At 42.1% G+C, this 23,133-nt stretch carries 16 protein-coding genes, 3 tRNA genes and 1 pseudogene; 18 read left to right on the top strand and 2 right to left on the bottom strand.

What is annotated here, in order from left to right:
• Positions 1-62: 62 nt before the first annotated feature.
• From AC0L6H_RS18480 to AC0L6H_RS18470, 3 genes are read left to right on the top strand one after another with little or no spacing between them, the layout of a single operon-like run.
• The gene (locus AC0L6H_RS18480; RefSeq protein WP_473394578.1) at positions 63-1,115 is read left to right on the top strand and encodes a homocysteine S-methyltransferase family protein; all 1,053 of its coding nucleotides are present in this window, start codon (positions 63-65) and stop codon (positions 1,113-1,115) included.
• 56 nt (positions 1,116-1,171) lie between these two features.
• Positions 1,172-3,814: a methionine synthase gene (metH, locus tag AC0L6H_RS18475; RefSeq protein WP_473390711.1), complete on the top strand. Its 2,643-nt coding sequence runs from the start codon at positions 1,172-1,174 to the stop codon at positions 3,812-3,814.
• Between the two features lie 32 nt (positions 3,815-3,846).
• On the top strand, positions 3,847-4,434 hold the full coding sequence (locus AC0L6H_RS18470) for a DUF938 domain-containing protein (RefSeq protein ID WP_473390710.1): 588 nt from the start codon (positions 3,847-3,849) through the stop codon (positions 4,432-4,434).
• A gap of 303 nt (positions 4,435-4,737) precedes the next feature.
• Here AC0L6H_RS18470 and AC0L6H_RS18465 read toward each other — a convergent pair.
• Together AC0L6H_RS18465 and AC0L6H_RS18460 are read right to left on the bottom strand one after the other, a co-directional pair.
• Positions 4,738-6,813: pseudogene (locus AC0L6H_RS18465) on the bottom strand (M13 family metallopeptidase).
• 181 nt (positions 6,814-6,994) lie between these two features.
• Positions 6,995-8,284, bottom strand: coding sequence for a GNAT family N-acetyltransferase (locus AC0L6H_RS18460; protein WP_473390709.1), 1,290 nt, complete (start codon positions 8,282-8,284; stop codon positions 6,995-6,997).
• On the opposite strand from AC0L6H_RS18460, the gene AC0L6H_RS18455 reads away from it, so the two are divergent.
• The 15 genes from AC0L6H_RS18455 to AC0L6H_RS18385 all read left to right on the top strand — a co-directional run bounded on the left by AC0L6H_RS18455 (position 8,252) and on the right by AC0L6H_RS18385 (position 23,017).
• The gene (locus tag AC0L6H_RS18455; protein WP_473390708.1) at positions 8,252-8,695 is read left to right on the top strand and encodes a regulatory protein RecX; all 444 of its coding nucleotides are present in this window, start codon (positions 8,252-8,254) and stop codon (positions 8,693-8,695) included. The two genes, AC0L6H_RS18460 and AC0L6H_RS18455, sit on opposite strands and share 33 nt — an antisense overlap.
• Before the next feature lie 240 nt (positions 8,696-8,935).
• Complete coding sequence (gene alaS, locus AC0L6H_RS18450; RefSeq protein ID WP_473390707.1) at positions 8,936-11,533, top strand: alanine--tRNA ligase; 2,598 nt, start codon at positions 8,936-8,938, stop codon at positions 11,531-11,533.
• 264 nt (positions 11,534-11,797) lie between these two features.
• A complete protein-coding gene (gene csrA, locus AC0L6H_RS18445) occupies positions 11,798-11,989 on the top strand; it encodes a carbon storage regulator CsrA (protein ID WP_420670953.1) in 192 nt (63 codons plus the stop codon).
• Between the two features lie 156 nt (positions 11,990-12,145).
• Positions 12,146-12,238: transfer RNA gene (locus AC0L6H_RS18440), tRNA-Ser, on the top strand.
• A 20-nt stretch (positions 12,239-12,258) separates the two neighbouring features.
• Positions 12,259-12,335: transfer RNA gene (locus AC0L6H_RS18435), tRNA-Arg, on the top strand.
• An 83-nt stretch (positions 12,336-12,418) separates the two neighbouring features.
• Positions 12,419-12,495, top strand: a tRNA-Arg gene (locus AC0L6H_RS18430).
• 248 nt (positions 12,496-12,743) lie between these two features.
• The gene (locus AC0L6H_RS18425) at positions 12,744-13,016 is read left to right on the top strand and encodes an OadG family protein (RefSeq protein ID WP_473390706.1); all 273 of its coding nucleotides are present in this window, start codon (positions 12,744-12,746) and stop codon (positions 13,014-13,016) included.
• A gap of 66 nt (positions 13,017-13,082) precedes the next feature.
• Positions 13,083-14,885, top strand: coding sequence for a sodium-extruding oxaloacetate decarboxylase subunit alpha (oadA, locus tag AC0L6H_RS18420; RefSeq protein ID WP_473390705.1), 1,803 nt, complete (start codon positions 13,083-13,085; stop codon positions 14,883-14,885).
• A gap of 1 nt (position 14,886) precedes the next feature.
• On the top strand, positions 14,887-16,017 hold the full coding sequence (locus AC0L6H_RS18415; protein WP_473390704.1) for a sodium ion-translocating decarboxylase subunit beta: 1,131 nt from the start codon (positions 14,887-14,889) through the stop codon (positions 16,015-16,017).
• A gap of 137 nt (positions 16,018-16,154) precedes the next feature.
• The gene (locus AC0L6H_RS18410; RefSeq protein ID WP_473390703.1) at positions 16,155-19,130 is read left to right on the top strand and encodes an MSCRAMM family protein; all 2,976 of its coding nucleotides are present in this window, start codon (positions 16,155-16,157) and stop codon (positions 19,128-19,130) included.
• A gap of 140 nt (positions 19,131-19,270) precedes the next feature.
• Complete coding sequence (locus tag AC0L6H_RS18405) at positions 19,271-20,215, top strand: SPOR domain-containing protein (protein ID WP_473390702.1); 945 nt, start codon at positions 19,271-19,273, stop codon at positions 20,213-20,215.
• Positions 20,215-20,670, top strand: coding sequence for a DUF4402 domain-containing protein (locus tag AC0L6H_RS18400; RefSeq protein ID WP_473390701.1), 456 nt, complete (start codon positions 20,215-20,217; stop codon positions 20,668-20,670). Before AC0L6H_RS18405 ends, AC0L6H_RS18400 begins: the two co-directional genes overlap by 1 nt.
• A gap of 15 nt (positions 20,671-20,685) precedes the next feature.
• Positions 20,686-21,486 (top strand): fimbrial biogenesis chaperone, encoded by an 801-nt coding sequence (locus AC0L6H_RS18395; protein ID WP_473390700.1) that lies wholly within the window; start codon positions 20,686-20,688, stop codon positions 21,484-21,486.
• 237 nt (positions 21,487-21,723) lie between these two features.
• Entirely contained in the window at positions 21,724-22,308 is a 585-nt protein-coding gene (locus AC0L6H_RS18390) for a hypothetical protein (protein WP_473390699.1), read from the top strand.
• A gap of 16 nt (positions 22,309-22,324) precedes the next feature.
• Positions 22,325-23,017: a hypothetical protein gene (locus AC0L6H_RS18385; RefSeq protein WP_473390698.1), complete on the top strand. Its 693-nt coding sequence runs from the start codon at positions 22,325-22,327 to the stop codon at positions 23,015-23,017.
• The last annotated feature ends 116 nt before the right edge of the window (positions 23,018-23,133 follow it).

The following is a 23,133-nucleotide window of genomic DNA, read 5'->3' as shown; positions in this document are numbered from 1 at the left end:
GTAAAATAGTAGGAAACAAAGTGAGTAGCGAACAAGCTAAAAAGCGCAGTCAAGAAAGTGAAATCGTGCATAAAACCGATTTATTCAAGCGTATCGCCAAAGAACGGATACTTGTCCTTGATGGCGCTATGGGAACGATGATACAAGCGCTCGAACTTGAAGAAGAAGATTACCGAGGCGATGCTTTTGCAAATTGGCATAGTGACCTAAAAGGCAATAATGATTTGTTGTCGCTGACGCAGCCGGCTATGATTAAGAAGATTCATTTGGCATATTTGCAACATGGGGCTGACATCCTAGAGACCAATACCTTTAATGCCAACGCTATCTCTATGGCCGATTACGACATGCAAGATCACGTTGCTGAAATTAATATTGCCGCGGCCACTTTGGCGCGCGAAGCGGCTGATGAAGTGAGCTTGCAGACGCCCGATAAACCTCGTTTTGTTGCCGGTGTACTTGGCCCAACCAGCAGAACAGCCTCAATTTCACCAGATGTGAACGACCCAGCTTCACGCAATGTGAGTTTTGATGAGCTAGTGATTAATTATAAAGAAGCCACCCATGCACTTATAAAAGGGAAGGTGGACTTTATTATGCTCGAGACAATTTTTGATACGCTTAATGCAAAAGCAGCAGCTTTCGCTGTTGAAGAAGTTTTTGACGAAATTGGCTATAGTTTACCGGTCATGATTTCGGGGACGATTACCGATGCATCGGGTCGCACTCTGTCAGGCCAAACCACTGAAGCTTTTTATAATTCACTGCGCCATATAAAGCCAATTTCATTTGGATTAAATTGTGCACTGGGGCCCGACTTACTGCGTCAATATGTGGCTGAACTTTCAAGAGTGAGTGAATGTTTAGTCTCGGCGCATCCAAATGCTGGCCTACCCAATGAATTTGGTGAATATGACTTAAGTGCGCCAGATATGGCTGAGCATATACAAGAGTGGGCACAAAGCGGTTTAGTCAATATTGTGGGCGGTTGCTGCGGTAGCACGCCTGAACACATTCAAGCAATTGCACAAGCAGTTGCCGAAAAAACGCCACGTGCACCAATAAACGTTGAAGTAAAAATGCGTTTATCTGGGCTTGAGCCGTTTACTCATTAAGCCTATGGCATGTTAGTTACACTCGATACTTTTACGATAGCAATACAGGAAATAACGTGAGCGCAGAATTTTCAAGTTTTATTAACGTAGGTGAACGCACCAACGTGACCGGTTCAGCGGCATTTAAAAGGCTGATAATGTCAGAAGACTTTGAAGCGGCCTTAGATGTTGCGCGTCAGCAGGTAGAAAATGGTGCGCAAATCATTGATATCAACATGGATGAAGCCATGCTTGATTCACAAGCCGCTATGGTTAGATTTTTGAACTTAATCGCATCAGAGCCTGATATTTCGCGAGTCCCAATTATGATTGATTCATCAAAATGGTCGGTAATTGAAGCGGGACTAAAATGTGTTCAAGGCAAGGCCATTGTTAACTCAATCAGCTTAAAAGAGGGCGAAGCACCTTTTATTGAACAGGCAAAAAAAATTAAGCGTTATGGCGCGGCTACGGTCGTAATGGCCTTTGACGAAAGCGGCCAAGCAGATACCTGTGAACGAAAATTTGAAATTTGCAAACGTAGCTACGATATTTTAGTAGAACAAGTTGGTTTTGCTCCTGAAGACATTATTTTTGACCCGAATATCTTTGCCGTAGCCACCGGAATCGAAGAGCACGACAACTATGCTGTAGATTTTATTGAAGCTACGCGGCGCATTCGAAGCGAACTTTCCCATTGTCATGTTTCTGGCGGTTTATCTAATATTTCGTTTTCATTCAGAGGAAATAACCCAGTGCGCGAAGCGATGCACTCGGTATTCTTGTATTACGCGATACGCGCTGGAATGGATATGGGCATTGTAAATGCTGGCCAGCTAGAAGTGTACGATCAAATACCATTGGAGCTACGTGAGGCAGTTGAAGACGTTATTTTAAACAGGCGCGCAGATGGCACCGATAGACTATTAGAGCTTGCACCTAAGTACCAAGGTGGTGGAAAAGTCGCTGCTAAAGAAGACTTGGCATGGCGAGAGCTTCCCACGAATAAGCGTTTAGAGCACGCCTTGATTAAAGGCATCACTGAATTTATTGAAGCGGATACAGAGCAAGCACGACAAGAGGCAAATAAACCTCTAGAAGTGATAGAAGGCCCGCTCATGGATGGCATGAATGTGGTTGGCGATTTATTTGGTGAAGGCAAGATGTTTTTACCTCAAGTGGTTAAATCGGCGCGCGTGATGAAAAAAGCGGTGGCCTATTTACAGCCCTTTATTGAGAAAGAAAAGTCTGGCGATGCACGACCCAACGGCAAAATTATTATGGCCACTGTAAAAGGTGATGTGCACGACATTGGTAAGAATATTGTGGGCGTTGTGCTGCAATGTAATAATTTTGATGTAGTCGATTTGGGCGTAATGGTGCCTGCTGCGAAAATTATTCAAACGGCAATTGATGAAAAAGCAGATGTGATTGGCTTGTCTGGCCTAATTACACCTTCGCTTGATGAAATGGTGCATGTTGCTAAAGAGATGCAACGTCTTAAGTTGGACTTGCCTTTATTGATAGGTGGGGCGACGACTTCAAAAGCTCATACGGCTGTAAAAATAGAGCAAAACTATGACAATGCCGTTGTCTATGTGCCTAACGCAAGTCGTGCGGTTGGGGTGGTGCAAAAACTTATCTCTGCCCATTCGAAAGCTGAATTTGTTGCAGGCGTAGAAGCAGATTATGTCAAAGTGCGTGAACAACATGCTAAAAAGCGACCCCGTACCAAGGCTATTTCGTTCGCTGAGGCAAGGGCGAATCGCTTTACTTGTGACTGGCAGAATTATACGCCCGTTAAACCCTCATTTTTGGGAGTGAAAACCGTTGAGGTCGACATTTCAACATTGCGTGAATATATAGATTGGACACCATTTTTCCTAACATGGTCCTTGGCGGGTAAATATCCACGCATTCTCAACGATGAAGTGGTTGGTGAACAAGCTAAAACAATTTTCGCAGAAGCTAACGCTTTACTCGACAAGCTAGCTGCTGATAACAGCTTGCTTGCCAAAGGGCGAGTGGGGATTTTTCCTGCCAATAGTATTAATGAAAGCATCGAGATATATGACCCAGAGAATGCTGGAAAAGTGCTGGCCACAGCTGAGCATTTGCGCCAACAAACACAAAAACCAAAAGGCTTTAATTATTGTCTGAGTGACTTTATTGCGCCAAAGTATATTGATGACAGCCCGAGCAATATTGTTGATTATACCGGTGCGTTTGCCGTCACCGCTGGGATTGGTGAAGACGAATTAGCCAAAGCTTACGAGCAAGAAGGTGATGACTATAATTCAATTATGGTCAAAGCTATCGCTGATAGATTAGCAGAAGCTTTTGCTGAGTATCTCCACCAGCAAGTCCGTATTAGTTTATGGGCTTATGCAAAGGACGAAACCCTAGACAACGAAGGCTTAATTGCTGAAAAATACCAAGGTATTCGACCCGCGCCAGGATATGCCGCTTGTCCAGAACATACCGAAAAGCAGGTTATATGGGACTTACTGGATGTTGAAAATAGCATTGGCATGAAGTTAACTGAATCATATGCGATGTGGCCGGGAGCTTCAGTATCTGGCTTTTATTTTTCTCATCCTGACTGTCGCTATTTTGCGGTGGCTAAAATTCAGCAGGATCAACTTGAAGATTATGCCAATCGTAAGCAATGGACAATTGATAAAGCTGAAAAATGGCTGATGCCTAACCTACAAGACTAGATTACGAATAACACTACGCTAAGGCCATAGTTATGGATGAGAAACCGTTTAGCCAAGCTTGTGAAAACAACAAGCCATTTATACTCGATCAACTGCGTAAGTATTTTGCAAATACGCAGAGGGTATTAGAAATAGGCTCAGGCACCGGCCAGCATGCGGTATATTTTGCTCATAATTTACCTCACCTTGAATGGCATTGCGCTGATCAACGAGAGTATCATGAGGGGATTAATGCATGGATAGATGATTATCCTAGCGGTAACTTGCATCGTCCGTTGAGCTTAAGTTTTCCTAAGGATCCTTGGCCTAAGTTAGATTTGGATGGTGTATTTAGCGCTAATACGGCGCACATCATGCTAAAAGACCAAGTACAATCGATGATGGAAAGTATCGCTTTACATTTGCCTAAAAACGGTGTGTTTTGCCAATATGGTCCTTTTACTATCAAAGGTGAATTTAGCAGTCAAAGTAATGCTGATTTCCATCAAAAACTGATAGAAAGCGGGCGTGGAGGATACCGAGGAATAGAAGAGCTTGAACAGTGGGTGCCTTCACTACGTTTAACTGAAGTGCTCAATATGCCAGCAAACAACCTCTTGCTTGTTTGGCGAAAAGCGTAGCTTTCTGTCGACTACAGCATCTTCATCCTCCCAAATACACACGCCATCATCGCCCCCACACACGTCATCTTCGCGAAGGCGAAGATCTCCCAAACAGCCTAGCAAACCCAAACATATCCGTCATTCCCGCGAAGGCGGGAATCTGCCGATATATCCTTTAACTATCTGATTTTACTGCGTTCCAAGGAGGTTCCCGCCTTCGCGGGAATGACGTAATGATGTTTTTTGCTTACCTGAACGGTATTATGAATGAGCACGAAAGACGAAGGGAAGGCAGTTACATGGGCACTCCCCTAAGTTTCATTACCAAATACGCACGCGCTCTTCTGGTGGCAGGTATAAGGCATCACCAGGCTGTACGTCAAAAGCTTTATACCAAGCATCATGGTTACGCGGAGCAAGGGTTCTGAAGCGACCCGGTGCATGGGTACCACCTTTTAGCCTAGTTAATAACGACTCTTCGGTGTATTTAACGCGCCATACTTGCGCCCACGCTAAGAAGAAGCGTTGGTCACCGGTTAAGCCATCAATTACAGGGGCTTCTTTTCCATCTAAGCTCAACTGGTAGGCGTGATATGCCATCGCCAAGCCACCCACATCGCCAATGTTTTCACCTAAACTGTTTGCACCGTTTACAAACTGACCTTCTAACGCTTCATAGGCGCTGTATTGTGCAATCAATTTTTCAGTTTTTGCTTCAAATGCGGCTCTGTCTTGGTCTGTCCACCAATTGCGCTGAACACCCATTGCGTCTGACTTCGAACCTTGGTCGTCAAAGCCATGGCCCATTTCATGTCCAATAACCGCACCAATTGCGCCGTAATTAACCGCTGGATCAGCATTAGGATCAAAAAATGGTGGTTGTAGTATCGCTGCTGGAAAAACAATTTCATTAAACGATGAATTGTAATAAGCATTAACGCGCTGTGGAGTCATAAACCAATCTTTGCGATTTGTTGGTTCAAGTTCATCTTCAAGATCTTGTTTCTTGAAAAATTTGCGCATGGCTATCGTATTAGCGAGCAAATCATCGCTGCTCATTTCTAGTCCGTCAAATGATTGCCATTCGTCTGGGTATCCAATTTTAGGAACAAATGCCTCAAGTTTTTGTTGAGCATTTTTCTTGGTTTCCTCACCCATCCAATCAAGGTTTTCGATGCGTTGCCCAAGAGCAACGCGCAAGTTTTCAACCAATTCATTCATTTGTTCTTTCGAACTTTTAGGAAAGTGACGTTCAACAAAAACTTTACCAATGGCAAAGCCTAAAGACTGCGTCCCGGCCATTGAACTAACCGCACGTTTCCAACGCGGACGAGGTTCTTGTTGACCGCTAAGAACCTTGCCATAGAATTCAAAATAAGTGTTGTAGATATCTTCAGACAACATGTCAGCATTGCTGGCGACAAGATGATATTTTAAATATAACTTCCAAATATCAAGATCTGTATTGTTAATGATGGTGATAACGTCGTTGATAGGCTCTGGCTGTGAGATATTTAAGTTGTTTGCCTGATATCCAAGCGTGTCTATGTACGTATCCCAATCAAAACCTGGATATTCAACAGCTAAGGCTTTACGGTCAATTTGATTAAGCGTTAAATCGCGATTACGGCGCTTTTCGCGCGGCTATTGCGCTTCGGCAATGTTGGTTTCTAGTGCAATAATTTTACTAGCAGCCGCCTCGGGGTCATCAACACCAGCAAAGCTCAACATCTTAACGATGTTATTTTTGTACTCGGCTAGAATATTAGCGAATCGTTCATTTTCTTCTAAGTAGTATGAACGGTCTGGTAAGCCTAAGCCTCCAACACCTACAGTCAACTGATACTGATTAGGATCTTTTCGGTTAAAGCCTAAGCCTGCTCCAATGGGTGCATTAGCGTTAGTTAACCAATTGTTACCAAAGGCCGCGGTTAATTGTTTTACGTTTTCAATTGCCGCAATGTCATCTAGCATTGGTTGTAGGGGTGAAATGCCTTTTTGGTTTATGCTTTCAAGGTCCATATATGAATTATAATAGTCAGAAATAAGCTTTTCGTTATCGCTTAAGTCTGTTTTAGTCGCTAAGTCTTCGATAATCGCTTTAACTCGGTCTTCGCTGCGTTCTGCCAATACCGCAAATGCGCCATAGCTAGTTTTATCTGCTGGCATTACATAGTTGTCATACCATGTACCGCTTGCGTACATAAAGAAATCATCGCCAGGTTTTACCTCTGTATTACGGGCGCTTAAATCTATACCAAAGCTACCTAATTCTGCGCTAGTTAGGGATTCAGACATTGCTTGCTTTGCAGGTTCGACCGATGCTTCTTTGTTATCGCTACATGCACTAAGGGCTAGGGCGCCACATACTGCTAGTGCCAATACTGAGTTTTTCATAATGTTCCTTGGAGTCAGGTTATTGTTTCTGTCGTTTACGTTTTGCTGTCGGTTAAGCCGACTTATCCTTTTTATGCTGTTGTCATACGCTATATTTTGCGCGCAGTACTATAACCAGTTATGTCACTACATAAAAGCATGCACTGGCCCAAAAGCCCCTTCTGAAAAGGCTTGTTACACTTTAATTTTCTGCGCCATTTTCTTTAAATGGCAGTAAAGCAGCAGATTTCTCTGCGTAATCAATAATATGCGGTGTTTCTCTGTGTAAAAAATCTGAGACGGCCGAATCAAAAGCTTGTTCGCGCATACTGTGGTTTGAGAAACACAATGTGGGCGCAAAACCACGTAATATTTTATGTTCGCCTTGGGTACCTGGGTTGAATACAGGAATCTTTTGTTCAATACAAAATTCTATCCCTTGATAGTAGCAGGCTTCAAAATGCAATCCTGACACCTCAGACAATGCTCCCCAATAACGGCCATAAAGCCCATCCTTGTCGTAAAAGAAAAGGGCAGCCGCGATGGGGGTTTTCTCGCCATCAATTTGCGGAACTTGCTCAGCAATGACCAACAATAAATTTTGGGACATATTTTCAAGTATGCTTTGAAAAAAAGCAGCATTTAAATAACCGGTGTGGCCACTGCGCTTTAAATAGGTTTGTTGATAGCAACGGTAGAAAAATGCCATGTCATTAGGGCTAATATTGTCACCCACAATACGCTTTAACCTGACCCCTTGTTTGGCAATGCCTGCACGCTCTTTACGAATTGAACGGCGACGTCGCGCCGTTAAGCTCGCCATAAAATCGTCGACGTGCGAGTAATTTGCGTTTTGCCAATTGAATTGAACTGACAGGCGCTGGTGAAAACCATGTTTGCGCAATGCCTCTGAGCTTTCTTTGTTCGCGAATAAAAAATGAATTGAGGAAATTGACAAGCGCGACATTATATCTTCTTTTATCGTCGCGATGTATTTGCATATTTCGTCAATACTATGTTCTTTGCTAACTAAAAGCCTAGGGCCCGTAACGGGCGTAAATGGCACGGCGATAATGAGTTTAGGGTAATAAGCTAAGCCGTGTTCTTGGTAGGCATGTGCCCAGCTATGATCAAATACGTACTCGCCATAAGAATGTGTTTTTATGTAGGCAGGCAAAAATGCTATCAGCGAATCGTCTTGGTTACGCACAACAATATGACTAACTTGCCAACCACTATTTTGACCAACACTTTGACTTTTTTCTAAGGCCCGTAAAAATGCAGGGCGCAAAAATGGGCTCGTGCTACCACTTGGATCCTGTAAGGCTGCAAATTGAGCGCTCAAAGTGTTCTTTGCGTCATCTGAGCAAAGTGCATCGATACTATCAATACTTGTCCAATGCCAATTCATGGGTAAAATAACATACTCTTTTTTTAAATAAGCTAGTGCAATAACAATATGAGTGAAGACCAAGCAAAGATCATAAACCATGCTATTACCCGAATGCTTACGAGAAGAGAGCATAGCCAATATGAAGTATTGCAAAAGCTTGCCGCCAAAGAATTTGACCCACGTTTATGTGAGCAACAATTGCAACTATTCATTGACCGACGACTGCAGTCAGACCAACGGTACCTTGAATCCTTTGTACGTTCTTCGTTTAATAAAGGCAAAGGACCGCAAAATATTCGCCAATCCTTAAAGCAACACAATATCGAGGGCGCTGATGTTAAGGCCTGCATTTATTGTGATGATTATGATTGGTATGACCTGGCGAGTAAAGTGAGAACGAAACGATTTGGCACAAATATGCCCGATGACTTTGCTAGCAAGCAAAAGCAAATGCGCTTTTTACAATATAGAGGCTTTGAGCAAGAGCAGATTAATGCAGCTTTTGACTAATGCATACACTTTTTGAAATAAAACCCGCTTAAACCCGCCCTATAGACTTAATTTTACAAAGCAATAATGATATTGTTCGCGGCTAAGTAGGGATTAAAGTTTCAGCAATGTTAAGTGCTGAAGCGACAATACCTAAATCAGGAAACTATATACTCAGTATATTCATTCTCGTTAGCAAGCTTGCAATAGCGCCAAAGCTGATTGCGTAAGCCAAGTAACGCGTAAACTATAGGAACTTAAATGACACGCTCTACCGCTCAAATTCGTCGCGCTTTTCTAGATTTCTTCGTAGACAAACAACATCAAGAAGTGGCCACATCTTCCTTAGTACCGATTGATGACCCAACCTTATTGTTTACAAATGCGGGTATGAATCAGTTTAAAGACGTGTTTTTAGGTACTGAGCAACGCAACTATACACGCGCAACTTCGTCGCAGCGCTGCGTACGTGCCGGTGGTAAACATAATGACTTAGAAAACGTTGGTTATACTGCACGTCACCATACCTTCTTTGAAATGCTGGGTAACTTTAGTTTTGGTGATTACTTTAAAAAAGAAGCGATTCATTTCTCGTGGGAGTTTTTAACAGGCGAACTTGGTCTTGATAAAGATAAGTTGCTTGTTACGGTTTATCACACCGACGATGAGGCATTCGAAATTTGGGAAAAAGAAATTGGTGTACCCAAAGAACGCATAATTAAAATTGCAACTTCAGACAACTTTTGGTCAATGGGTGATACAGGACCATGCGGGCCATGTTCTGAGATATTTTATGATCACGGCGAACATATTTGGGGTGGTCCTCCGGGGACACCAGAAGAAGATGGCGATCGTTTTATAGAAATATGGAATTTGGTCTTTATGCAATTTAATCGCCAAGCAAACGGTGATATGGAACCATTACCTAAACCATCAATCGACACTGGCATGGGCTTGGAGCGGATATCGGCTATTTTACAAGATGTGCATAGCAACTATGAAATTGATTTATTCCAAGCACTTATTAAATCAGCAGCATTGATCGTTGGTACAAGCGATTTAGAAAGTAAATCTTTGCGGGTTATTGCCGATCACATCCGTTCTTGTGCTTTTTTAGTGTGTGATGGTGTTATCCCATCTAACGAAGGCCGCGGTTATGTCCTTCGCCGCATTATTAGACGTGCTGTCCGACACGGCAACAAATTGGGTGCAAAAGATGTCTTCTTCTATAAGTTGGTTGCTGAGTTGGTTACACAAATGGGAGAAGCTTTCCCTGAACTTGCACAACAGCAAATTATGGTCGAGAAAGTTCTCAAAGCGGAAGAAGAGCAATTTTCTAGTACATTAGAGCGAGGCATGGGAATTTTAAATGATTCACTTGCCAAACTTACAAGCAAAGTGGTACCCGGCGAACTTGTTTTTAAACTCTACGACACCTATGGATTTCCAGCCGACTTAACTAACGACGTAGCCCGCGAACAAGATTTTACTATTGACGAAGCCGGTTTTGAAAAAGCCATGCAGGCACAAAAGTCATTGGCGCAATCGGCGAGTAAGTTTAGCGCTGACTATAACAATATTATAAAACTAGAGCATGAAACTGCGTTTACCGGCTACACAGAACTGAGTGCTCACGCAGAAGTTAAAGCCATACTGGTTGATCAAAAGCCGGTAGAAAGTGCTACAGGAGAAGCATTGGTGGTTGTGGATTCTACGCCATTTTATGCAGAATCTGGCGGTCAAGTAGGGGACTCAGGTACCTTAGGCTTTAAAGATACCATTGCAGATGTTCTTGATACTCAAAAAGTAGGTGCCGCTTTTGTGCACAAGGTTGATCTGAAGACGGAATTAGCCGTAGGAGATACTGTTGAATTAAACGTTAATCAAGATAGACGAGAAGCGATTAAGTTAAACCATAGCGCAACGCACTTGCTGCACGCTGCACTTCGCAATATTTTAGGAGAGCACGTTACGCAGAAAGGCTCTTTGGTAGACGCTGAAAAATTACGTTTTGATTTCTCGCATTTTGAGGGGATTTCGGCCGAGCTTCTTGTTGAAATTGAGAATAGTGTTAACCAACAAGTAAGAATGAATCATGCTCTCAGCACCCAGTTAATGGGACTTGAAGAAGCAAAAGAAGCCGGTGCGATGGCTTTATTTGGCGAAAAGTATGATGATGAAGTACGTGTAGTTCAAATGGGCGATTTTTCTACTGAACTTTGCGGTGGGGTCCATGTTAATCGTACAGGTGATATTGGTTTGTTTAAAATCGTATCAGAAAGCGGTATTTCATCTGGAGTGCGTCGCATAGAAGCTATTACCGGCCAAGCCGCACTAGACTATCTGCACAAGGATGCTGACACTTTGTTCGCAATTGCGAATTTAGTGAAATCTGACAAAGCGAGTGTTGTGAAAAAGACTCAAGCGCTAATTTCTCAGTTAAAACAAAGTGACAAAGAATTAGCACAACTTAAGCAACAATTGTCGGGGCAACAATCGAAAGACTTGGTAAAAGATGCAATAGATGTAAATGGCGTGAAGTTACTCGTTAATAAACTGAGTAACGCAGAGCCTAAAGCTCTACGCGGCATGATGGATGATTTAAAAGTTCAAATGAAGTCTGGTGTTATTGTCTTAGGCCTTGAAGCGAACGGGAAAGTTAACTTAATTACTGGCGTAACAAAAGATCTGACCAATAAGGTACATGCGGGTAAATTAGTCAGCTTTTTGGCCGAACAAGTCGGTGGTAAAGGTGGTGGTCGTCCTGATATGGCCCAAGCCGGTGGAAGTCAAACAGAGTCTTTAGATGCCGCTTTGTCTTCTGTAGAGGCATGGCTGAGTAAGGTTTTGAACGGTTAAAAAATAAAGATACGGGAGCTTAGCAAGCGTTGTTTACAGCTAACTTCCTGATATGCTTTAAAAGTTTGCATAAATATTAGCGAAATTTTACACCTTGCTTTATACTGAGCATACACTGTAGTGTAGTGTTCACGTTAAGCCTAATGTAAATTTGCGGTTTGCAAATATAGAAGCAGCTACATTGGAATGTATGCACACAAGTGCACTAAATGTTGAAGGTAAATGTGTTATTAACCTCAACGGTTTATAAAATAGGAGTGATATATGCTAATTCTTACTCGTCGTGTTGGCGAAACTCTCATGGTTGGTGACAACGTTACAGTGACTGTTTTAGGCGTTAAAGGTAATCAAGTGCGCATAGGCGTAAATGCACCTAAAGATGTGTCGGTTCATCGCGAAGAAATTTATATGCGCATCCAAGCAGAAAAGGGTAACGGAAACGTCGCCGACAGTTAATAATAAAATTTAAGAAAAAGCTCGGTATTTACCGAGCTTTTGCGTTGAGGGCGCAATATTTTTACTGAATTGGTTAAAATTGTATCGATTGATATTTTCTAGCTAAAAAAGCATTGACTTACGTTGCTGTATCAGTAAACTTGCGCTCCACAATTTGGAGAGGTGGCCGAGTGGCTGAAGGCGCTCCCCTGCTAAGGGAGTATAGGGTTTATAGCCCTATCGAGGGTTCGAATCCCTCTCTCTCCGCCATTGTGTTGTTAGAAGATTGCGCGTGCGTAGCTCAGCTGGATAGAGTACCTGGCTACGAACCAGGCGGTCGGAGGTTCGAATCCTTCCGCACGCGCCAATTTTTCTAAATACATTCTGAGTTATTTTTCAAAAGTGTGTATTTACAAAAATTGTAAGGCTTTACTTTGCTACCGCTTTTGCGCGTGCGTAGCTCAGCTGGATAGAGTACCTGGCTACGAACCAGGCGGTCGGAGGTTCGAATCCTTCCGCACGCGCCACTTAACAACGAAACCACCCAACGGTGGTTTTTTTGTGTCTGTTTTTTGACGCAGGTTTGGTTGCGATTTTGTTAACCATTCGTTAAAACGAATAAAAGCTGCGCAATTAATGGAAAAAATGCATAAAAAACTTGATTAATCGCATGTTTATTAGGGATTGACGTTGTTTTTTCATACTTGCCATGGTATTTAAATACTCTACCAAGGTGTACTGAAGACAACGTTCTTTAGAAAGAGGAAAAAGTGAGATGATGTCAGAGCAATTAGCAGAAGCTGGAATATTGATGGGTGTAGGTATGAGCGTAGTGTTTGCTTTTTTGACCTTACTTATTGGTGGAGTACATTCAATTGCTTGGTTTGCTAGAGTTTTCCCACAAGCACCTGTTGCCGCACACAAAAATAGCGGACCTAAATATAGTCAGAATAATAAAAACAATTCAACTCCAACGACAGTAGACCCAAACATTGTTAAGGCGATTACCGCAGCTGTAAATACGCATAGACGTAACTCAGCGAAGTAAAACGGTAACAATTAAAAAGCCGTGTAACATTAAGAAAGAATAAATTACAAGATAGGGACCGTTTATATGTCTACAAAGTTGAAAATCACTGAGCTCGCATTTCGTGATGCTCATCAGTCAATATTAGCCACTCGTTTACGCTTAGACGATATGTTACCCATTGCTGCGGCAATGGACAAAGTAGGGTATTGGTCTATGGAAAGCTGGGGCGGCGCCACCTTCGATGCCTGTATTCGCTATTTAGGCGAAGATCCATGGGAGCGTATTCGCGCCATTAAAAAAGCGATGCCTAATACAAAACAGCAAATGCTGTTACGAGGTCAAAACCTATTAGGTTATCGTCATTATGCTGACGATGTGGTCATCAAATTTGTTGAGCGTGCGCACAAAAATGGCGTAGACGTGTTTAGAATTTTTGACGCCATGAACGATGTGCGTAACCTGACTACCGCTGTAAAAGCGACCAAAGATGTTGGCGCTCATGCTCAAGGTACATTGGCTTACACTATAAGCCCAGTGCATACACTACAATTTTGGCTTGATATGGCCAAAAAGCTAGAAGACTTAGGCGTTGATTCTATTTGCATCAAAGACATGGCCGGTTTGCTAAAACCTTATGACTGTGAAGAATTAGTTACCGAGCTAAAATCTACTGTGAAGGTGCCCATTGCCATGCAGTGTCATGCAACCACTGGGCTTAGCACAGCCACTTATCAAAAAGCGATCGATGCTGGCATTGACATGCTTGATACCGCAATCAGCCCAATGAGTATGACTTATGGTCATAGCGCGACTGAAACTATTGCGGCCATTGTTGAAGGCACTGAGCGTGATACAGGACTAGACAAAACCATTATGGCTGAAGCCGCCGCCTATTTTAGGGGTGTACGAGCTAAATATGCGCAATTTGAAGGTAGCCTTAAAGGCGTTGATGCACGCATATTAACCGCACAAGTTCCTGGCGGCATGTTAACCAACATGGAAAGCCAGTTAAAAGAACAAGGCGCTGAAGACAAGTTTGATGAAGTATTGCTTGAAATCCCCCGCGTACGCGAAGACTTAGGTTTTGTTCCTCTTGTTACCCCTACCTCACAAATTGTAGGTACACAAGCAGTCATAAACGTACTAAATGGTGAACGCTACAAATCTATCTCGAAAGAGACTGCAGGCGTATTAAAAGGCGAATATGGCGCAACTGCTGCACCGGTGAACAAAGAGTTACAAGCACGCGTTTTAGATGGCGCTGAACCAACTACTTGCCGACCAGCAGATAATATTGATGACGAGATGCAAGAGTTAGAAGAAGGCTTATTGGCGATTGCCAAAGAAAAAGACCTTCGTTTAGCGAGCGATAGCATAGATGACGTATTAACCTATGCTTTGTTTCCGCAGGTTGGCCTTAAGTTTATTGAAAACCGAGATAATCCTTCTGCTTTCGAGCCAGCACCTGCCAGTGCCCCGCAAGAAGTAAATGCACAAGAGTCTGAGCCTTTCGCTGACGATGCTGCAAGTTATGCCGTACGTGTTGATGGCAAGGTATATCATGTTGAAGTAGGCAAGGGCGGTGAACTAACCCACGTAGCACCTGTGAGCTTATCAACGCCAACGAATGAAGTGTCGCATTCAGCGGCACAAACAAATTCGCACAGTGCAAACTACACCGAAATTAAAGCGCCGTTGTCGGGTAATATTTTTAAAGTCATCGTTGAAGACGGTCAGCCGATTGAAGAAGGCGATGTAATTCTTATACTTGAAGCCATGAAAATGGAAACTGAAGTACGCAGCACCGTTAGCGGTTCAGTTGCGCAAATCAGTGTTAAAGAAGGCGATGCCGTGCAAGTAGGCCAAACAATGATGTTGGTAGGCTAGTATGGAAAAGTTAGAAATTTTATGGCAAAGCACGGCAATACCGCACTTTGAGTTAGGCCAAATTATCATGATGTTGGTAGGTTTAGGCTTACTATATCTTGCTATTGTTAAAAAGTTTGAGCCACTATTGTTATTACCAATAGGTTTTGGCGCGGTGCTAACAAACATTCCTTTAGCTGGCTTTAGTGAGGCCAGCGGTTTATTGCATTACATCTATTATATTGGGGTCGATACTGGTGTATTCCCGCTACTTATCTTTATGGGTGTGGGCGCAATGACTGACTTTGGCGCCCTAATTGCCAACCCCAGAATGTTACTGCTTGGTGCAGCCGCTCAGTTCGGGATTTTTGCGACCCTGTTTGGCGCGGTGTTATTAAACGGCCTGCCTTGGTTTGAATTTACGCTACAAGATGCTTCAGCCATTGCTATCATTGGCGGTGCTGATGGTCCAACCGCTATCTTTTTGGCATCTAAATTAGCGCCTGAATTATTAGGCGCGATTGCAGTAGCAGCTTACTCGTATATGGCACTAGTACCCATTATTCAACCGCCTATTATGAAGGCGCTTACCTCCCCTGAAGAACGCAAGTTAGAAATGAAGCAGCTACGTGTAGTTTCGCAGCGTGAAAAGATTATATTTCCTATTGCGGTATTAATGTTGACGCTTATCTTCTTACCAAGCGCGACACCCTTAGTAGGCATGTTTTGCTTCGGTAATCTGTTAAAAGAAAGTGGCGTTGTAGAGCGTTTAAGCTACACCGCGCAAAACTCTTTAATTAATACCGTAACCATCTTCTTAGGTTTAGCCGTTGGCTCTAAATTGTCGTCAGAAGCTTTTTTGACGCCAGAAACCCTCGGAATTTTGGCGCTAGGCGCAGTAGCCTTTTCAATTGGCACCGCTGCAGGCGTATTAATGGCGAAACTAATGAATAAGCTTAGTAAAGAAACCATTAACCCATTAATAGGGGCTGCAGGCGTATCTGCTGTGCCAATGGCTGCTCGTGTGGTCAACAAAGTAGGCCTTGAGGCAAACCCGCATAACTTCTTGCTCATGCATGCCATGGGGCCAAACGTTGCCGGTGTATTGGGGAGCGCGGTTGCCGCAGGGATACTTTTGGCGCTGGTGGGGTAATAAAAATTGTTAGGTGCTAGCTAGGCGGGCATTAACGGCTAGCTAGTATCCTCGCTATATACTTTCCTCTATACATTCTCAGTATGTGGAACAAAAATTGCTTTCATTATGTATGTTCTAACTAAACACATAGTGAAATGGCGTTCTATCAACTAGCAAAAAATACATTCCTTTTAACGCTTACTGCATTTATTATTGTAGCGCTTGTTTGTACTCCAAATTCATATGCACAAGTATCGTCGAATAATAATTCGTCCGAAATTGAATTTACATCAAACCCCGACAGCTTAGTTGCTGGGCGCTTTGAAGTTGGAGAAGAGTTAGTATTCAGTCTTAATATAAAGCGATATAAGTTAGGTGACATTTTCGTTTTAGCTGAAGAAACTGGACTAATGTTTGATTTTAATGCTTATATGGAAACAATCCAGTTCGCTATTGAAGAAAATCCTTCACAGAGAAGCTATGAGGGCTGGTTCATTAAGCGAGAGTATACTTTTGCTTTAAATCTTGACGACCTAAACAAACCGTATTTGACACTAAAGGGCGAACTTCTGGCCCTAGATCCAAAAAAAGTAATGTTTATTGACGATATTTTATATGTGAGTGAGGATTATCTACGAGACTGGTTTGGCCTAGTGCATGAGTACAAGTTCAACTTACTCGAAATATCTTTAAAATCCTCAGAACCGATTCCTTTTGAACAAAATTTAGCAAGACGTGGTAAAACTATATCACAACGTGGACGCAACGAAGCAATTCATCCTGAGTTATTTCGAGGCTACGGTCTGTTGTCGCCTCAAATATTCGATTTTTCGTTGCAAGCTAATTACAGAGACGTAAATGAAACCGCTAGCGGTGGTTATGGTCTGATAGCGGCAAGAGATGTAGCCCTTGTGCATGCAAATTTATTTCTGTCAGGAACAGATACCGACCCCTTATCCAATGCTAGGGTTAACCTTAGTAAAGTGTCTACTTCTTCAGACTTACTAGGCTTTTTAAATGCAAGTAAAATTGAAGTGGGTGACATCAGGCCAGTAAGACAAGGTTTTAGCCGAAACCAATCACGAGGCGTAGCCATTACCAATGCCACTCAAAATAATAATCTCGACATTCAATTTACCAATATTTCAGGGGTATTGCAGGTGGGATGGGATGTGGAACTCTATCAAAATGGCGTTTTAATTGGACAAGAGTTTGCTGTAGAGACTGGACAATATGAATTTTTAGATGTGCCTCTCAATTTTGGCGATAATACTTTCGAGATAATTAAATATGGTCCAGAAGGACAAATACTAAAAGAGTACAAAGAGCAAACTATAGATAAATCATTTTTACAAAATTCAGGTTTGGTTTATGCCGCTTCATTATCTCAAAGCGGTGAGTCGGTCTTTAATACACAAAAAGAGACTGCTGCTTTTGACGCCGGGTATAATTTTTCAACTGATATTCGTTCTACAATTATCCCAAATGTGTTACTTGGGTTTGGCTTTCAAACCGATTTTGGTGGGGACTTTAGTCAAAGCCAATATACCTTAAGTGCAAACTCAATTGTCGCAAACAAAGTTGCGATAAATGGTACCTTTAACATCAACGACTCTAATCAACAAACGACTAGCTTAGGACTTAGAACTTCTATCGGAAAACATAGGGTGAGTGGTACTTATAGCTATTCAAGTAGAAATTCGCAGAATAATGCCAAGTTGGATTCGCATTCTTTGCAGCTTCGTAGTTCAGGTGCGATATCATTGCTAGATAAATATAGATTAAGCTACAACAATGAAGTGCGTTACGACGATAATTTGAGCTTTACTAATTTAAGTGCCAACAATTCTATTGGCTATTCTCAGGCTGGTTTTGGCATATTCAATAGAATTGAATATATAAACAGAGAGTTCGAATTTTTCAGTGAAGAGAATATAGACGAACTTAGAGGGGCACTCACAGTACAGAAGGCTATAGGTCCTGTATTTAGCCGTTTGACGGCGAGCTACGGTCTCTCTGACAATGAAAATAAAGGCTTACAATCTTTGCAGCTAGCCTCCAGCTGGAATATTTCTAACCATTATCGCTTCAAGTTTGATATAGACTACAACTACTTGACTGAAGATATCGTATCAAGTCTTCTGTTTGGTTGGCGTCACGATAATTTTAAACTATATGCTAGGGCCGGTTACTCTGATTTGAGTAGTTGGGATTTTGGTCTTAATGCTAGTTTCAGCATCAGCGCCCAACCTTTAATATATGGTGACACTTACATCACTGAACGAGAAATCGCTGAAACAGGCAGTTTATCAGTAAGAGTTTTTCTAGATAAAAACTTAAACGCAAAAATTGACCCCGGCGAAATGGTTATTCCGAATGTTAAAGTTGAACTTAAACAGGCACTTGCTAGAGGGGTAACCGATGAAAATGGAATAGCCACCTTAGTGGGAATTCCTGATCAGAAACTGTCTGATATTGTCATTGACCAAGAAACCCTGCCTAATCCTTTCTTACAACCTTTAATAGATGGCGTAAGTATACGCTTTCGTAAAGGTGTTGCTGACAAACTAGATTTTCCAGTAGCTATGACCTCAGAGCTTGAAGGCTTACTCTTTCAAGATGGCGCCCGTGGTATACAGCCTATCGCAAGGGCAACCATTAATCTCGTTGACGCTAAGGGCGCTGTAAAAGCGCAAGTTAATTCTGAGTATGATGGATATTTCTTATTCTCTGGTATTTTTGCGGGCACATACACCTTGGAAGTCGATGAAAAGTTCTTAACGCGCAAACATCTTAAAGAGCACACGCCTATAAAAGTGGAAATAGGTTCAGACTCTGATCTAATCTTAATTGACGATATTATTTTGACGGAAAAAACAAAGCTTGATGGATATTTGGCAGTCATTGCGCCATTTAAATCAAACGCTGGGCTAAGTCTCTACTTGACCTTAAATAATAGCGTGTTGGCAGATGCAAATTTACCTTTGAGCACAGTCGAATATCAGAAACAAACCTTACTTACAACTGGATTCTATCCTAATTCTGAAGATGCAGAGCTAGCCTGTAGCGAAGCCATATCGTTAGGCCTAACTTGCGAACCCACGAAATATCAATACATCTCAAATCATTAAAGTATTTAGCAGACTGGTCTGAATTTTGCATTTTTACAATGTAAGAAGTCCAGGATGCACGTGCCGTTTATTAGGTCGCGTGTTAATTGACAAATAGCTTGAAGTCAATGTTATACAACTAAACACTATTAGGATTTGCTATGCACATCATCAAAAACTTATTTGCCCTTATATTAATACTAAGTATAAGCGCTTGCAGCTTAACAAATTCGATGTGGAACAGTGATGACTCAGAGAGCGAGAACCCAAGCTATTCTGAAAAGGGCACAGGCGGCTCAATAGATAAGTATGAGTTTGATAAAAAGCAGCGTCTTATTACGAAATATATAGAAGAATGGGAAGAGATAAAACCCAGCCTAACTAAAGTGATCGCACTGGAAAGTGAATTAACTTATGTTTTAAATGCATTGGACACAGCCAATAGCTCAGTTCCTAAAATCCTGAATATAACTAAGGCAGAAGATTCCCCCAATATGTTTTTAACCGAATTTGATTTGTCTGACGAATCACAAGCTTTAAGTAACAGTGGCGTAATGTTTAGAAATGATGGCAATAGCAACGCGTCGGCCAATAAAAGTAATCCAAGTAATAAGTTTTCTACTCAAAACGTATCCTATAATGATCAGGCTGTTAGCGTCGGAAAAGCGCCCCAACTGTCAAGTACATTAAGCAAAAATCTTAAAGAAGATAGCATTAGCCAAACAGACAATAAGTTTAGTTCAGATAATATCGTCGTCGTACCAGAGCCAATAAATAGGACTAAGTTTAGTAGTCCAGACGCAGAGGATAGATGTAGCGCTGGCAGTCAAGCTACGATTGGTTCAGGTTTTGCGATTCACCTAGCATCATATAGCAAGCTCAATAGCGTAGATGTAGGTCAAAAGACATTCCAAGAAAAATATGCAAATCGTTTGTGTAACAAAGAAACCTTGGTGAAAATGGTAAACGTAAATGGCAGAGACTTTTATAGTTTGCGCTTTGGTCCCTATGCCAGCAAACTCGAAGCACAAACTGAATGTGAATTTATCAGAGCAGATAGTGGCTATTGTACTGTAAGTCAGTTTGACGGTGAGAGATTAAACTAATGAAACTTATTTGTTTGGTCATTTTACTACTAGTCTCAAGTGCGGCCTCTGCACAAATTGTTGAAGATGTCCCTATATCTTTCGGTACCGTTGCCGTCGTGAACAATGATAATCCTGGAAGTTTGTCCGTAGATATTTTCGGTAACCTTTCGGTGGACAGTAACTTTAGAGTAATAACGCCAGGTAATTTTGGTGTGTTTAGCATATCAGGTTTGCCTAGCAACAGCGCCTTGCCCGTAGAAATAAGTGTCACTAACCCGTCTATGAATCCAGGCCGCGCTTTTATTGAGACCTTTGTATTCTCGGTCAATAGTTTTGATCAAACGGCTAGAGCTGATGCAACAGGTGAAGCCACAATTAGAGTTGGCGGAACAATTACCACCTCTGGTTCGGGGAGTCGAAACTTCGAACAGGCAAGCTATGAATCCCAAATTAGAATCACCATTAATTTTTAACTCAGGAAAAATGAAATGAAATTAGCAATATGTATATTACTGTCAATAATGAGTTTGCAATCTTTTGCTAGCCTATTAGTAACGCCATCTCGCATTGCTTTTGATGCCAGAGACAGAACCCAAGAAGTTATATTACTAAATACCTCCAATCAAGTAAGGAGCTATAAACTTGAATGGATAAACCAGCGCCAAAATATACAAGGTGGTTATACCTTACTGACCGAAGGAGAAATGGAAAATTTTGCCATTGCAGAAAAATACTTACGTTTTTCTCCCCGCCGGGTCACTTTGCAGCCGGGTGAGAGTCAAAAAATAAAGATTATGGCAAGACGAAGAGGCGACATGTCAATGCCGGAATATCGCTCACATCTTAAATTCATTGCTCTTCCTCCGGATTTGACCAATGGCTCGACGGAAAATGAAACAAGTGAAGGTATTTCAATGAAACTACATTTGTTGCTTAGTTATACGATCCCGGTGATTTTAAGAACCCAAGAGCCCGATAGAGAGGTTTCAATATCATCCATGGCGTTTAATACAGATACAAAAGGTAAGCAAACATTGAAACTTGAAGTTAGCAAAAGAACGCCAACGTCAGTGTATGGAGACTTTACGGTTTATCATATAAGCAACAATGAAGAGAAAGCGGTCGCCTTTCTAAATGGCGTAAATCTTTTTCACGAGCAAGAAGTTATGAAGCTCACAATCCCCATGCATCACAAGCTAGATAAGGTTTCTGGGCGTTTGAAAATTGTTTATAAAGGAAGCGGTGAGTTTGCCGATACAATCTTAGACGAAAATAGCATTGTTCTGTAAAGGCGAATTTTTGCAAATAATCCTCAAGGTTCTTTGGATAACTCCGATAATACTTTTGAAGGCTATTTAGCAGGCAGTTCTTCGGAGCAGCAGTGTTTAGTCAGTTAGACAGAGTAGTCGAGAGTTATCTTGTAGCTGTGTCATAGATGAACGACAAAATTCGGAGATTATCCAATGTTTAAACGCAATAAACTATTAACTTTAGTAGCATCATCAGCTTTGATCACATGCTCAGCTATGTCTACTGCATCAGAGTCCACAACTTCAACCGCGACGGTCACGGTGCAGAATGCATTTGACCTAAGCGAAGTGTCAGCACTTAGTTTTGGTACTATTAGAGCAACACAAAACTTAGACCTTACCGGCAGCAATACTGGTACAGTATCAACCGAGGCCGTATACACCGTCAAAAGTGATGGCACCGCTAACAGTATTTCAGCTGCGGTAGTATCGAGTGCTACAGATGTAGCATCAGCTATTAGTGAGCTCGTTGCTGGTACCCCTGGTGAATATTTAATCGCAAACGCGGCACCATTTACTAATTTGACTATTAATGAGCCAGCAGCGGCGGGCAGTGAGATTGAGCTTACTAATCCAGCGGCTCCTGCAACTTCAAAATTCACCGTAACTATTGAGCATGAAGATATGTCGGTTAAAGGTGGCGGTAACGATGGTGATGCAGTAACTGGTAGTAACTTGCTAACCGATGCGACAGGTTCTGTTGGGGTACTTATAGGTGGCCGTTTAGAAATGAATGCAGCAGCTACTGAAATGCCTGACGGTGATTATACTGGCACTTACACTGTAACTGTACAGTACTAAGCTTTAAGGAAAAATTATGAAAACTAATACAATTTTTAAATTATCAGCTATTGCTACATTGTTACTTGCAGGCGCTGTGAACGCAGCAGAAAATCAAACGTCAACAGCAACAGTTACTATTCAAAACGCCTTTGATTTGGCTGAAGTGTCGGCACTTTCATTTGGTACTATTCGTGCTACACAAACCATTACAGATGGAACAGATGGTGATGCATCTTTAGAAGAAACACCCACCCAAGCAAGTGGCGCGGGTATTAGAATAAAGGCTGATGGTACCGCTGCTGAATTGATCGCTCAAGGCACTGTAACACAAGGTGCAGGAACACAAGGTGGTACTGGTGTTGGCGACGTCGAGGGTACAATATCGTCTGTTGTTTCAGCCATTGTAGCAGGCGCGCCTGGAGAATATAGTATCACCAATGCTGCTCCATTTACGAACCTACGTATAGACGACCCAGCAGATACTACTGAATTGACTAGTCCAGCAGTTCCGTCAGATTCTAAATTCGACTTAGATATAGATTATGCTGACATGACGATTGTTGGTGGTGGTAACGATGGTGATACAATTAACGGTACAAATCTGTTAACCGATGCCTCAGGTGCAGTAAGCTTTAAAGTAGGTGGAGAGTTGACAATTGACGCTCTAGCCAGCTCTGTTTCTGACGGTGCGTATACAGGTACTTATATCATTACAGTTAGCTACTAAATTCGCATTTAAACGTTTAAATGCGTTGCAAAGACGTCAAATAATAAAGGCTGGGAACACTTGGAGTGACCCGGCTTTTTTATTGCCTAAAAAACGAGTAACACCCTTTATCAGAT

The sequence above is a fragment of the Glaciecola sp. G7-5 genome (genome assembly GCF_055808975.1).
Note: the sequence above shows the minus strand (reverse complement) of the source record. Positions and strands in the feature narration are given on the sequence as shown.

What these genes read in the sequence shown, in the direction of transcription:
- AC0L6H_RS18470 (WP_473390710.1), top strand. Translation starts at nt 3,847, where the DNA reads ATGGATGAGAAACCGTTTAGCCAAGCTTGTGAAAACAACAAGCCATTT.
- AC0L6H_RS18455 (WP_473390708.1), top strand. Translation starts at nt 8,252, where the DNA reads ATGAGTGAAGACCAAGCAAAGATCATAAACCATGCTATTACCCGAATG.
- AC0L6H_RS18460 (WP_473390709.1), bottom strand. Translation starts at nt 8,284, where the DNA reads ATGGTTTATGATCTTTGCTTGGTCTTCACTCATATTGTTATTGCACTA.
- alaS (WP_473390707.1), top strand. Translation starts at nt 8,936, where the DNA reads ATGACACGCTCTACCGCTCAAATTCGTCGCGCTTTTCTAGATTTCTTC.
- csrA (WP_420670953.1), top strand. Translation starts at nt 11,798, where the DNA reads ATGCTAATTCTTACTCGTCGTGTTGGCGAAACTCTCATGGTTGGTGAC.
- AC0L6H_RS18425 (WP_473390706.1), top strand. Translation starts at nt 12,744, where the DNA reads ATGATGTCAGAGCAATTAGCAGAAGCTGGAATATTGATGGGTGTAGGT.
- oadA (WP_473390705.1), top strand. Translation starts at nt 13,083, where the DNA reads ATGTCTACAAAGTTGAAAATCACTGAGCTCGCATTTCGTGATGCTCAT.
- AC0L6H_RS18415 (WP_473390704.1), top strand. Translation starts at nt 14,887, where the DNA reads ATGGAAAAGTTAGAAATTTTATGGCAAAGCACGGCAATACCGCACTTT.
- AC0L6H_RS18410 (WP_473390703.1), top strand. Translation starts at nt 16,155, where the DNA reads ATGGCGTTCTATCAACTAGCAAAAAATACATTCCTTTTAACGCTTACT.
- AC0L6H_RS18405 (WP_473390702.1), top strand. Translation starts at nt 19,271, where the DNA reads ATGCACATCATCAAAAACTTATTTGCCCTTATATTAATACTAAGTATA.
- AC0L6H_RS18400 (WP_473390701.1), top strand. Translation starts at nt 20,215, where the DNA reads ATGAAACTTATTTGTTTGGTCATTTTACTACTAGTCTCAAGTGCGGCC.
- AC0L6H_RS18395 (WP_473390700.1), top strand. Translation starts at nt 20,686, where the DNA reads ATGAAATTAGCAATATGTATATTACTGTCAATAATGAGTTTGCAATCT.
- AC0L6H_RS18390 (WP_473390699.1), top strand. Translation starts at nt 21,724, where the DNA reads ATGTCTACTGCATCAGAGTCCACAACTTCAACCGCGACGGTCACGGTG.
- AC0L6H_RS18385 (WP_473390698.1), top strand. Translation starts at nt 22,325, where the DNA reads ATGAAAACTAATACAATTTTTAAATTATCAGCTATTGCTACATTGTTA.